This window comes from Empedobacter sp. EJD.6dd, assembly GCF_057369435.1.
In genome coordinates this window covers 3,245,220-3,258,544 of sequence record NZ_CM170667.1, presented here as the reverse complement: position 1 = coordinate 3,258,544, position 13,325 = coordinate 3,245,220, and the positions used below count along the sequence as shown (strand labels likewise).

The following is a 13,325-nucleotide window of genomic DNA, read 5'->3' as shown; positions in this document are numbered from 1 at the left end:
AAATCAATTTTTAAATTTGCTTTTATGACAATTTCAAACAAATCAATTGCACCTCTTCAACTAACATTTGGAGATTTTGGACATACCTTACATCATTTTCAAATCGAGTCGCTTAATGGTGAATATTTGTTATATGACACTCGGAATGACGATACAAAAATTTCAGAAACATCATCTATTTGTTTATTGAATACAAAAACTTTTGAAAGTGAAACGATTTACACAACTTCAAATCAAACGAAATTTGGACCAGGAGTAGGAGCTGCTTCTTTTTCGCAGTTAGAAAATAAAGTTATTTTTATTCATGGAATTCGAAATGCTGATGAAAAAAAACCATATTCAGCAACAAGAAGAACTGGTGTTGCAATTGATTTGAATCATCCAAATCAACCAATTTTCATGGATGCAAGAAATATAAATTTCCCTTTTACAACTGGTGCTTTAAGAGGAGGAACACACTCTCATTCATGGAAAAAAGATAAGGATTGGATAAGTTTCACATACAATGATTTTATTATAGAACAAGAATCATTTAACAATTCATCAATAAAAGATCAACGTGTTGTTGGAATGATGTTTCCTAAAAAAGTTGAGATAGATTTTGATGAAACATTAGAAAATAATTCTGGAGAAATGTTTTCTATTATCCTTTCAAAGGTTGTTAGCTTTCCTATTTTCGGAAGTGATGAAATAGAAAAAGCGTTTGATGAATGTTGGATAAACTCGTCTAATAATATTGCTTTTCAAGGTCATGTACGTGATGAAAAAGGAAATTTAAAAACAGAAATTTTTGTTGCTGAAATTCCGAATGAAATTACAATTGATGAAAATGATAATTTATTAGGTTCGGAGTTAACTTTGCCTGATGTTCCGAAATGTATTTCGCAAAAAAGATTAACGTATACAGAAAAAGGAATTAGTAATTTTCGTCATTGGTTACGTTCATCAAATGATGGAAAAATTATCTATTTTTTAATGGAAGATCAATTTGAAATTACTCAATTATTTGGAGTGAATTTAGTTTCTAATGAAATTATTCAATATTCTTTTTTAGATCAATCAATAAATTCTCCATTTACTCTATCAACAGACGGAAACCTAGTTGTATACATTAGTGAAGATAAAATATTTATTACCAATTTATCCGAAAAAAAATCTAAACAAGTATATCAATCAAAATTATTCAATAATGAATTAACAGGAATTCCTCATTTTTCAAATAATAGTAAAAAAATCTATTTTAATCAGTTTGTGCCGAATAATTTTAATGAAAAATATATTCAAATCTTTCAATTGGAGATAAATCATTTGTTCTAATAATGTTAAAATTTATATTTTGATGAAAAATATTTGTTTCAAATAAAAATTTTTTCTAAATTTAATACTAATTCTTAACCGAACCTAAGGTTCTATACTTAAAGAAAAAGTTAGATTACTGTTCTTATTCAAGTTTAACCAACAAGGATAAGAACTAAAACAAAACCTCCAAAATTGGAGGTTTTTTTTATGTTATTTCATTAATTTAACTTGATACAAATCTTTACGTCTATCCTTCATTGTTTTTACTGTTCCATATTCGTGTAATTCTTTCAAAAGATAAAGATCAACATCGGCAACAAGCACCATTTCTGCATTTGGCGTTGCTTCTGCTTTTACTCCATTATTTGGAAAAGAAAAATCGGAAGGTGTAAAAACAGCGGATTGCGAATATTGTATATCCATATTATTTACACGAGGTAGATTACCAACAGAACCCGCAATAGCTACATAGCACTCGTTTTCTATCGCACGAGCTTGCGCACAACTTCTTACACGCGTATAACCGTTTTGCGTATCTGTCATAAATGGAACAAACAAAATTTCCATACCTTGATCAGCTAATATTCGGCTCAATTCTGGAAACTCAACATCATAACAAATCAATAAACCAACTTTACCACAATCTGTATCAAAAACTTTGATTTCATCACCACCATTTAATGCATAATATTTGAATTCATTTGGTGTAATATGAATTTTACTATAGGAATCTAATTTTCCTGAACGATGACAAAGAAAAGACGTATTATACAATTTTCCTTCCTTTAAATGAGGCATAGAACCTGAAATAATATTGATATTATATGTAATGGCGAATTCCTGAATTTTCTTTACAATATCTTCTGTCATCGTTGCTAATTGATGCATTGCTTCAATCTCTTTTAAATGATTATAAGGACTCATCAATGGTGTATTAAAAAATTCTGGAAACATAATAAAATCTGAACCATAATCACTCACCGCATTTACAAAGAATTCAATCTGATCATAAAAATCTTGTAATCCATTAAATAAACGCATCTGCCATTGTACCAAACTAAGTCGAATTGTACGTTTTGTTGGTGAATTCGATTTCAGTTCTGGTTCGTAATAGATATTATTCCATTCTAATAAAGTGGCATATTCTAATGATTCTTTATCATCTTTAAGGTAATTTTTCAAGATTTTTTTAACATTAAAATCATTCGAAAGTTGAAACGCTAAAGTAGAGTCGTAAATTTCCTTACTTTTTACTTTTTCTATATATTGACGTGGAGATAATTCGTGCGAATATTTGTAATAATTTGGTATTCGTCCTCCTGCTACAATAGATTTTAGATTCATTTCTTCGCAAAGTTCTTTTCTTGCATCATATAAACGCCTCCCTAAGCGAAGTTGACGATAATTTGGATGCACAAAAACTTCAATTCCGTACATAGTATCACCTTCGGAATCATGTTTCAAAAACTTACCATTAGAAGTTATTGTATCATAATTAGATTCGATATTTGTTTTTTTAGAATTTACTACAATACTTAAGGCAGAAGCTACAACTTTACCATCAACTTCTACACAAAATTGTCCTTGAGGAAAAATTGCTAATAATTCTTTTATTTCGTTAACAGTCCAAGTTCCAAGTTGATTGTGATAAGCTTCTTTTGTAGATTCTGTCAAATCACTGTAATCTTCAAGCGTCAAGTTTCTGACCTGAATATTCATTTTATTTAGATTTAGATTATGCTTGAATTTAGCAAATATTAATCCAATAAACAATTTTAAAAAATAAATTAAAACTTATCTTCGTAAGTAGATAAATGCGAAAATGAAAGATGTAAAAATAGAATTTAAAAAACCTATTTATCCTGTAAATAAAGAATTAAATCTTTATTTGGAAAAATATCATCGTAAAACAAAAGCGAGTATAGAATATGATGATTTGATGCGTTTTTCGGGCTGTGTTACTTTGGAAGATAAAGAAGGAAATGACACGCATTGGCTAGGTGTTTATTATACAGATTCCGAACATCAGGAAATTCAAGATAGTTTAAATCGTATTTATACTTTTTTACATTCTGATGGAGATGAAGAGTCTTTGCCATATCTTGTTGTAGATTCTATTGATTATTGTACGTTCGGGAATTCGAAACCTTTTCGAATTAGAGTTCGTAATATTTTGAATGATAATTACACGAACTTTTATATTAAGAAAGCAGATGCGTCGCGTATTTATGGATTAGAATTAGAAGATATTTTGTCACCACACCGCATCAATTTTTTGGTGTATAAAAATACGTTAATAGAAGAGCATATTTTAGGAATACCTGGAGATGTTTTTATTAAAAATTACTTGGATAAATGTAATGATTTAGAAAAAAATCAAATCGCAAAAGAATTTGTAAAGTTTAATGAACGTTGTTTTATTGGTCTTTTGGGTGATATGCGTTCATATAATTATGTAATTATACCAATTCACGATTTTGATCAAGTTATTTATCGAATTCGACCAATAGATTTTGATCAACAAAGCTATGAAGGTAACTTAAAGATTTATCGACCACAATATTTTAAAGAAAATCGTGTAATGGTAGATTTAGTGAATAATCGTTTGAAACCAAATTCTATAGACCAATATCGAAAAGAAGTAAAATCGCTTACTTCGAAAAGAATATCCAATAGTTCAAAACGTTTTCGTGATTTAATGAAAATTATTAAAAAGGATAAAATTTCTAAAACAGAAAATATTGAGCAATTACGAAAAAGTTTCGCAAAATTCTACAAAGATCAATCTTATGAGGAATGCCAAACAATGGGTGAAATTTTATATAAAGCAATTGCTAATAGTTTGGAACAGATTAAATAAAAAAAGCTTCTCAAAATTGAGAAGCTTTTTTATTCAAAAATTATTGTAAGTTAGTTTTTTAACAATTGTTTTCTATAGCGTAAAGCAACTAATCCAGCACCAATTACCAATAATGGTAAATAATCGTTGATTGGCGCAGCAGGGTTTGGATCTGGATCTGCATCATCAGTACCTCCACCAGTATTAGGTCCGGCTAAACTTTGAGAACCAAAGAATGACGTTTCTTCCTCCTGCGCTGATGTATTAATGGTACATAATAAAGCACCAGCTATTAATAAAATGTTTTTTATATTTTTCATATTATATTATTTATTTACAATTTTTTGTGTTTTGATTTTTCCGTCTTCAGTAGAAACTTTTATAACTAAAACTCCTTTTTCTTTAGATTCTAAATTGAACGATTGTGAATTGATACTATTTTTCTCCATTACTTTTTTTCCTTGAATATCAAATAATTGTATTGAAACAATATTACTGTTATTAGATTTTATAACAATAGAATTGTTTGAATTATAAATCGTAATATCATTCTTAGTTAATTCGTTTGTAGCTAAAGTTTTTTCAGAATAAATTAATTCAAAACGATCATTAAATACACCTTCTTTTGAAGCGAAAGAATAAACTGATTCAGATAAATTATGTATTTTATTTAGCTCTTTGTCTTTTAGATAAATAATTTGACCTTTTTCAAATAGACCATCTAGTTGTTCAATGTTTATTGTATAATTTCCTTGCTCTAAAACTTCTACGCCTAATTTCACAGCATCTTCAGTTTTAAAAGGTAAACTACGTCCTTGAATTGCATAAGCTTCATCATTAATTAAAGAATAAATAGCAGAAGAACCTCTTTGCATAACCTTCGCATCAATTTGATTATCCAGACCATTTGTTGCACCATCCATATAAGCTAATAAAATTTGGCTAATTGTTTTATTCTCTTTTGATAAACTTAACCAAATTCTATTTTTTTCTACGTTAGAATTTTTGTAGAATAATGCATCTTGAGAAGTTCTCATAGCATTATTAAAATTAACTGTAGGTGTTGCTTGAGAAAGACCTACGATAAATCCTTGTCCAACAGATATATTAGATAAATTAGGAATAACTCCGCCTACAACATTGAATGCGATGTAATTATTGGCATATTCTGGAGACCCGACAGGGAATTGATGCGACCAGAAATATAATGAATTAACATGTTCATTTGCTAATAAAAATTTCTCTACATTAATATTAGAAGCATAAGGATTACCAACTTGGTTATATCCGTTTGTAGTAAACTGAACAGGAACTTCAATATTTCCGTTAAATGGAACTCCTAAGAATTCTCCATTATGAATTGTGTTTTGTCCTGTAGGTAAAGTGTTTTTAACACGAATTGCAACTCCTACACCAGCTTCAAATAATTTGGAATCTGTATCCGATGTTAAAATTTGGCTAAATTCATCTGCTGTTTCATTGTATGTCCAAAAACGATTATATAATGTTTCTTGAGAAAATGATCGAATAACTTGTCCATCCACTGGTGAAGACCAAAATGTCATATCATTACGTACCATAGAGTTGCTTTTTCTTTTTACAGTAATAGCTCCAGTATTCGTTACATTTTGATTTTGAATTAAATTAGCACCATTTTCAATAATTAAACCAGTTAATCCAGCTTGATTATCTATTGTTCCATCAACCGTTAAACAGCCTCCTGATTTCAATAAAATTGAACCTCCAGCATCTGAAATTGTAAGTGTTTTAGCTTCTAATTTCGAATCAATAACAACTTCTCCTTTAACAATTGCATCCTTTGTAAGATCTGGCTCTCCATTAGACCAAGTTGTTCCATCCCAAGTTGTAGATGGAGAAGGAATTAATTTATAGAATTGCAACTCTTGCTGTCCAGCACCTTCATATGAGGCAAATCGAGGAGCTGCAGCATTGTAAGACAATTGTCTTAATGGCGTAGCAACATTATTTACTGTAAATTTATTACTTGCGTAAGTAAAAGACCATCTGTAGTTATTAGATAAAGATGACGATAAAGCTGCTGAATTTCCAGACATCCAACCTACATACTTATCAACAACTTCATTGTAGATTGTTTTAGAAGCTCCATCAGTTTCTATCTTCCATACATTAGCAGTAGAAGGATTAATAATTTCTCCATTCACTACATTAGCATTGGCAGATTGTAATACACTCGATGATAAATTATTTGTCATTAAAAAAAGATCAGCCTCATTTGTTATCACATAATACCCATCTGTAACTTCAGCCAAACTATTTACTTTAACAAATGTTCCTTGTCCATTATATGTAACTACATTAGGATCTTTAGATTTCACACTAAAGGCAGTTGTGTAATCATTAAAATTATCCCCTCCAATTGCAGTAGCAGTAACAGTTGTAGAACCAATACCATCAAAAGATAATGTATTTCCGTTTATAGAAACAATAGAATTATCTGCAGATGAGTAAACAATATTTTGTCCTTGATCTGTCTGACTTGGTAATTCCGAAAACGTAGTACCTTGATTTTGTGACACATTATTGAACGTATAATTTACAGTTTGATTAGCTTTTGCAATCACAAATGTAACATTAGCAGAAGCAGAAGTACCAAACTCATTTGTAGCATTAACTTGTGCTATAAAACTACCTGCTTGTGTAGGTGTTCCAGAAAAAACACCATTGTCAAATGTAATACCTAATGGTAAAGCTCCTGTTTGTGTCCAAGATGTAGGATTATTTGTTGCTGTAATAGTTCCATTAGTCAATAAAACACCATAAGTTCCTGTGATAGCTTTTGGAGAAACTACAGGAGGTAGATTGTTAGGCTTCATACCCACAATTTCAATATCATCAAGCCCCGCTCCAATAGAGTTATTTGTTCCACTAACAGAAAATCTTATTTTAACTTGAGTGTTATTATTTACTGTTGATATTTCAGTTACAGCTGCTAAATTTGAGCTACTTGGAACTCTCGAAGCCAAATCTGTCCATGTATTACCATTATCATTTGAAATAGCTATATAAATAGTATTTTCAGTAACATTAGTTCCTCCAAAACTTCTAGCTAAAAAATTTATCTTAATAGATTCGTATGATGATAGATTTAAAGTAGGAGTTACAATACTTGATGTTGCTTGTAATAATTGAATATAAGCTGAACCTGTTACATTAGTATCTGTCCAAGTAGGAAAACCTGTAACTTGATCTCTTTTTGGAGTTACTAACTCTGAATTTTGCCCAAAAGCAGTAAAAGATATTAATCCTAGCAAGAGAAATATCCAATTAAAAAAGTAAAATTTCTTCATAAATAAAATGTTTTTTTTAAGTTCTTCAAAAATAATGTTAATTTTTATATTTTACATTAATATAATATTAACAAAGATAATCTATATAATTAATTAATCGGTTTTAAATGAATATATTAAAAAAATCCACTAACCAAAAGGCTAGTGGATTAATTTTAAATAAAGGGAAAAAATACTATTAATAGTATGTGTATCGTCTTACACCAGCAATATGTTTTGCTAAACGCATTACTTGGTGGCTATATCCATATTCGTTATCATACCAAACGTACATTACAACATTTTTACCATCTGCAGATACGATTGTTGCATTACTATCAAAGATAGATGGAGCTGAAGTTCCTACAATATCAGAAGAAACTAATTCGTTATTTAACGAGTATTTAATTTGCTCAACTAATTCTCCGTTCAATGCAGCATCTTTCATAATCTTGTTTACACCTTCTACAGAAGTGTCTTTACCAACTTCTAAGTTCAAAACAACTAATGATCCATTTGGAACAGGAACTCGAATTGCATTTGAAGTTAATTTTCCTGCTAAACTTGGTAAAGCTTTTGCTACAGCACTACCAGCACCAGTTTCGGTAATTACCATATTTAAAGCAGCAGCTCGTCCACGACGGTATTTTTTATGCATATTATCAACCAGATTTTGGTCGTTTGTATAAGCGTGTATCGTTTCTAAGTGTCCTTTCACAACACCCAAATTATCTTCTACAACTTTTAAAATTGGTGTAATGGCATTTGTAGTACAAGAAGCAGCTGAGAAAATATTTACATTTTCTGGACTATATTCTTCATGATTTACTCCATAAACAATATTTGGTACACCTTTCCCAGGAGCAGTTAATAATACTTTATCAGCACCAACAGATTTTAAATGACGAGATAAAGCTTCTTCATCTTTAAAAACTCCTGTATTATCAATAATTAACGCATCATTAATTCCGTATGTAGTATAATCTATATCCTCTGGTTGCGCAGCAGAAATCATATGAACACTTACTCCGTTAATAACTAAAGTATTATTTTCGTGATCTGCAACTACATTTCCATCAAAATCACCATGAACAGAGTCATGACGTAATAATGAAGCTCTTTTTTCTAATAAAACAGGATCATTTTTATCACGCGTAACAACGGCACGTAATCTTAACTGTTGACCTTTTCCCATTTGAGAAGCTAATTCACGAGCTAATAAACGTCCAATTCTACCAAATCCGTATAAAACAACATCTTTTGGTTCTACATTTTTTACATTTCTACTTTCTCCTAATTTTTCTTCAACAAAAACCTCAGCTGAAGCATAATTTCCAGAAACGTATTCTTTCGCCAATTTTCCGACGTCAAGTCTAGAAGCTGGTAAATTTGCTTGCGAAATAGCTTTTGCAATCGCTAACGTATCATCAATAGCAATCTTTTTCTCTACAAATTCTTCTGCATATTGGTGTAGATTTACGATATCGCTAACGTTTTTATCCACTAATTGATTACGAAAAATAACTAATTCGATTGATTGATCGTACCATAAATCTGAAACAATTTTAATGAATTCTACAACCTTTTTGCTCATTTCATTGAAAGATGCAAGTTGCTGATCATAAGAAGAGTGGTTCATTTTAGAAATGTTTATTTGTGTTTATTTACTTAATTCTTGGCAAAAGTAATCAATTATAACGATTTCGTACATTTTTTTTTCAAAAACTAATTATTGTCATAAAAATACATGTTTTTTCATGAAAACAATAGTAATATAATATAAATTTAGAAAAAATTAAAAAAAAATATAATTACAAGAACAACCTATTTGTCAGAATATAAATGAATTAAACTTTAATACTTTCAATAAAATTAACCACGAAAACGTTTTCGTAAAATTGTAGTTTGAAAAAATAATTTGGTAATTCGAAAAAGCGTTCTATATTTGCACTCGCAATACAGCAATAAACGCTGTCTTGGAGAGTTGGCAGAGTGGTCGAATGCGGCAGTCTTGAAAACTGTTGAGGGTCACACCTCCGGGGGTTCGAATCCCTCACTCTCCGCTGATAAAGCCCTAAATACTTATGTTTAGGGCTTTATAAATTTTGTTACTTTTTAAATATTTTCAAAAACATCACTTATTTATAAAAATCATATAAAATTTTCAATAACTATTTTGTCCATCTGACATTGTAATCAACTTATTGAGAATATTAAACTTCCTCTTTTCATTAGCTAATATCTTTCTAATATTTATTTTTTGAGATGATCTCTCTTTTGATTTTTTAGAATAGATTCTTGATCTATATTAACTATGTTACCATATTTTCTTAACAAAATCGAAACCCTACCTTTGTTTTTCCACAATAAGTATGTCATACTTGCTTTTAGGTATAATTGTGTTAGATAGACTTTTGTTTACTAACTCAAATTCTTTCATTAAATTTTTTTTGGATGTCAACTTATTATGAAGAGAAAAAATAACTTTCTATATTTATTATAATTTCACATTATTTAGTATTGTATATTCCTATCAAAATAATATAAAAATAATATAAAAAAAATCCAAAGAAAAACTCTCTGGATGTATTATTTTAAAACTCAAAAACCGATTTCTAAAATTTAATTAGACGAATAAATCAATGGTTTTCCATCAATTGTATTGTTTTGAATTTTTTCGTTAATTACACGTTCAAAAAATATCTCTTTCTTATTCCAATGAAATGCTGGATAAGCCGAATTTGTCTTAATTTTATTATCCGTAAAGGAAATTCCATCTACTGATTTCGCATAGAGAATTGGTTTATCGAATGTTTCAAAATAATTATTTTCGATTTTAATTCCACTATGAAAGTATTTTTTCTGATTTTTCAAATCTGGAATTTCTGGATAAATTGAAATCACAGCATTTGTAAATTGAAACATATTTGTAAGCGAATTAATAAATTTATTTTTGCGAATTGTAATATCTCTCGTTGTTCCCGTCTCATACCAACCATTACTATCTCCACATAATAAAATAGCTGTACCTGAAGTATGATCAAAGATATTGTCTTCTACAATAGTTTTTTGAGGCGTACTGAATAAAGCTCCACGCGCACGATTATTGCGTACAATATTTCCTTTAAATTCTACTTTTGGTGTCCAAGTTAAATTCTCTATTCCAATGTCTAAATTTGTTGGATCAATGTAATTATCTAAAGGTTTAGAAAAAATAATTTTAAATTCTCTAATTGGATCTGTACTTTGTTTACGAATAACTTCAATTGATTTTATCGTATTCTTAGAATCCCATAACTCCATCGTTTTTGATTGAATAAATTGTACCGAATCTCCTTTATATCCCCAATCAAAACCATATGCTTGATCATGCATATATCTTGCAATAATTGTATTATTATCCACTTTTTTCAAAACTTTTAAATAAGTTCCGTGAATATTTATCGCATCATCCATCATATTTTCGTACAAACCGTTGTTAGAAATTATCACACCTTTACAACCTGAAAAATGAGTGGCATCTGCTTGAGCTGTAAAATATCTTGGATCATTTTTACCTCTTAACGAAACATTGAATTTATTTAAATGAATATTCTCTGTTAATTGCGCTAACAAGCCCATTCCTTCGGAATAATGTACCGTCACATTATCCAAGCTAATATTCTTTCCTTTGTGAACAAAAATTCCTGGATTTGGTCTATACCAGCTTCGCATTGCTACAACAGTTCCTGGAATTAATTTAGGATTTTTCCAATTTTTAGCTTTAATAATTCCTTTCGAAATTTCTTCAACATTTTTCGTTCCAACTGCAATATCACTCGTATTGTAAACAATTCGTTTTGTATTTTCTTCGAAAGCAATTCCAGCAGTTGGTTGCATTTCCCAACCTTCTCCTGTATTAAAAAAATTACCTTCTTTTATAGTATATGTCACCCAAGGTGCAACTTGATAAGTAATAGTACCTTTATCAATATTATTTTCTAAAATTTTGACTTGACAAATCTGTGGTTGTTCAAAATCTATATTGATATTTTTTAAGGTTAAATTACTATTTTCAATCAATGAGATGGGTAAAATTCGTCCATGAAATATAAAATCGGCACCTTGTCCATCTAACGTAATATTATTGTATTTCTCTAATGCTATAGCTACTTTTTTAGGATTCTCTTGATCGTGATTAGAAATATAATATTCTTTTAACTGTGTTCCTTCAGTATGAAAATCATAACGTCCTTTCTTGAACTTAAGAACAATTGATGTGTCTGTACCTGCATCTTTTACTATCTTCTGAATAACTTGATTAATTACCAAGCTTATATTTTCTCCAGTATTTGGTTTGATTCCATACTTGGATAAATCATAAACTTTAGAAGCATTTGCTTGCGCATATACAAAAAAGAGTAAGAATAAGAAAAAGAGTGCTCTCTTTTTAAAAGAATTTAGCATAATAAATAATTGTGTTAATTTGAAAGGAGATTTTTTATCTTCTTTCTATGTTTGTTAACCAACTAAATTACTCCATTAATTCTAATTACACAATAAAGGATATCTTATAAATTAGGTTATATAAAACCAAAAAAGCCATTCTTTCGAATGGCTTTCAATTTATGGATTGTTAGAATGTTTTTTTGTATTACAATTCTAAAGCTCTTTTAGCATCACCTCCCATTAATACATTTAATGGATCTTCTACCGCTTCTTTAACTGCAACTAAGAATCCAACAGATTCGCGTCCGTCAATGATACGATGGTCATAAGATAAAGCAACATACATCATTGGAGCAATAACAATTTGTCCGTTTTTAACAACTGGACGCTCAACGATATTGTGCATTCCTAAGATACCTGATTGAGGTGGGTTGATGATTGGTGTAGACATCATAGATCCAAATACACCACCATTTGTGATTGTAAATGTACCTCCTGTCATTTCATCAACAGAAATTTTTCCGTCACGTACTTTGATCGCTAAATCTTTAATAGATTGCTCAACTCCACGGAAAGTTAAATTTTCTGCATTACGTACTACTGGCACCATTAAACCTTTTGGTCCTGATACTGCAACAGAAACGTCAGCAAAGTCAAATTTCACTTGGTAATCACCGTCAATCATAGAGTTTACATCTGGGTATAACTCTAATGCGCGAGTAACTGCTTTAGTAAAGAAAGACATAAATCCTAAACCAACACCATGTTTAGCTTTGAATTCGTCTTTATATTGGTTACGTAATTCGAAAATTGCAGACATATCAACTTCGTTGAATGTAGTTAACATTGCAGTTTCATTTTTAACAGAAACTAAACGTTGTGCAATTTTGCGACGTAATGATGATAATTTTTTCTCTGATTGAGCACGGTTTCCAGAAATTGGAGCTTGTCCCATAGCTGGAGTAAAACGTACAGCGTCTTCTTGAGTAATACGTCCGTCACGTCCTGATCCTTTTACTTGAGAAGCATCGATTCCTTTTTCATCTAAAACTTTTTTAGCAGCTGGAGATGGAGTTCCCGTAGCATAAGTTGCAGCTGGAGCAGCAGGTGCTGGTGTAGCAACTGGAGCTGGAGCAGCTTTTACTTCTTCTTTAACCTCAGCTTTTGGTGCTTCTGCAGCTGGAGCACTTCCTCCTGCTGGTTTAGCAGCTGATGTATCAATAAGACAAACAACTTGTCCTACTTCTACAACATCACCTTCTTCCGCTTTTAAAGTAATAATTCCACTTTCTTCTGCTGGTAATTCTAATGTTGCTTTATCTGAGTCAACCTCTGCAATTGCTTGGTCTTTTTCTACGTAATCACCGTCTTTTACTAACCACGTAGCGATCTCTACTTCTGTGATTGATTCCCCTGGTGATGGGACTTTCATTTCTAACATATCTATTAGC

8 protein-coding genes and 1 tRNA gene are annotated in these 13,325 nt (G+C 30.3%); 3 read left to right on the top strand and 6 right to left on the bottom strand.

Features of this window, described 5'->3' with window-relative positions:
- Positions 1–24: 24 nt before the first annotated feature.
- Entirely contained in the window at positions 25–1,317 is a 1,293-nt protein-coding gene (locus tag AC2I98_RS15230) for a DUF3748 domain-containing protein (RefSeq protein WP_486412488.1), read from the top strand.
- Between the two features lie 192 nt (positions 1,318–1,509).
- Here AC2I98_RS15230 and AC2I98_RS15225 read toward each other — a convergent pair whose 3' ends face one another.
- Complete coding sequence (locus AC2I98_RS15225; protein WP_486412487.1) at positions 1,510–3,018, bottom strand: GNAT family N-acetyltransferase; 1,509 nt, start codon at positions 3,016–3,018, stop codon at positions 1,510–1,512.
- A 103-nt stretch (positions 3,019–3,121) separates the two neighbouring features.
- On the opposite strand from AC2I98_RS15225, the gene AC2I98_RS15220 reads away from it, so the two are divergent.
- The gene (locus AC2I98_RS15220; RefSeq protein WP_486412486.1) at positions 3,122–4,159 is read left to right on the top strand and encodes a hypothetical protein; all 1,038 of its coding nucleotides are present in this window, start codon (positions 3,122–3,124) and stop codon (positions 4,157–4,159) included.
- Between the two features lie 50 nt (positions 4,160–4,209).
- Here the strand turns inward: AC2I98_RS15220 and AC2I98_RS15215 are convergent, their stop codons facing one another.
- From AC2I98_RS15215 to AC2I98_RS15205, 3 genes are all read right to left on the bottom strand, one after another.
- A complete protein-coding gene (locus AC2I98_RS15215; protein ID WP_486412485.1) occupies positions 4,210–4,458 on the bottom strand; it encodes a hypothetical protein in 249 nt (82 codons plus the stop codon).
- Between the two features lie 6 nt (positions 4,459–4,464).
- Positions 4,465–7,467: a T9SS type A sorting domain-containing protein gene (locus tag AC2I98_RS15210; RefSeq protein ID WP_486412484.1), complete on the bottom strand. Its 3,003-nt coding sequence runs from the start codon at positions 7,465–7,467 to the stop codon at positions 4,465–4,467.
- A gap of 178 nt (positions 7,468–7,645) precedes the next feature.
- Positions 7,646–9,085 (bottom strand): glyceraldehyde-3-phosphate dehydrogenase, encoded by a 1,440-nt coding sequence (locus tag AC2I98_RS15205; protein ID WP_486412483.1) that lies wholly within the window; start codon positions 9,083–9,085, stop codon positions 7,646–7,648.
- 339 nt (positions 9,086–9,424) lie between these two features.
- Here AC2I98_RS15205 and AC2I98_RS15200 point away from each other — a divergent pair.
- Positions 9,425–9,509, top strand: a tRNA-Ser gene (locus AC2I98_RS15200).
- Positions 9,510–10,068: 559 nt separating this feature from the next.
- Here AC2I98_RS15200 and AC2I98_RS15195 read toward each other — a convergent pair.
- Together AC2I98_RS15195 and odhB are read right to left on the bottom strand one after the other, a co-directional pair.
- On the bottom strand, positions 10,069–11,892 hold the full coding sequence (locus AC2I98_RS15195; RefSeq protein ID WP_486412482.1) for an alpha-1,3-galactosidase-related protein: 1,824 nt from the start codon (positions 11,890–11,892) through the stop codon (positions 10,069–10,071).
- A 187-nt stretch (positions 11,893–12,079) separates the two neighbouring features.
- Positions 12,080–13,315 carry a 2-oxoglutarate dehydrogenase complex dihydrolipoyllysine-residue succinyltransferase gene (odhB, locus tag AC2I98_RS15190; RefSeq protein WP_486412481.1) on the bottom strand — a complete coding sequence of 412 codons (1,236 nt, stop codon included), beginning with the start codon at positions 13,313–13,315 and terminating at the stop codon, positions 12,080–12,082.
- Positions 13,316–13,325 lie beyond the last annotated feature (10 nt).

Coding starts and splice junctions, on each gene's coding strand:
- AC2I98_RS15230 (WP_486412488.1), top strand. CDS start 25: ATGACAATTTCAAACAAATCAATTGCACCTCTTCAACTAACATTTGGA.
- AC2I98_RS15225 (WP_486412487.1), bottom strand. CDS start 3,018: ATGAATATTCAGGTCAGAAACTTGACGCTTGAAGATTACAGTGATTTG.
- AC2I98_RS15220 (WP_486412486.1), top strand. CDS start 3,122: ATGAAAGATGTAAAAATAGAATTTAAAAAACCTATTTATCCTGTAAAT.
- AC2I98_RS15215 (WP_486412485.1), bottom strand. CDS start 4,458: ATGAAAAATATAAAAAACATTTTATTAATAGCTGGTGCTTTATTATGT.
- AC2I98_RS15210 (WP_486412484.1), bottom strand. CDS start 7,467: ATGAAGAAATTTTACTTTTTTAATTGGATATTTCTCTTGCTAGGATTA.
- AC2I98_RS15205 (WP_486412483.1), bottom strand. CDS start 9,085: ATGAACCACTCTTCTTATGATCAGCAACTTGCATCTTTCAATGAAATG.
- AC2I98_RS15195 (WP_486412482.1), bottom strand. CDS start 11,892: ATGCTAAATTCTTTTAAAAAGAGAGCACTCTTTTTCTTATTCTTACTC.
- odhB (WP_486412481.1), bottom strand. CDS start 13,315: ATGTTAGAAATGAAAGTCCCATCACCAGGGGAATCAATCACAGAAGTA.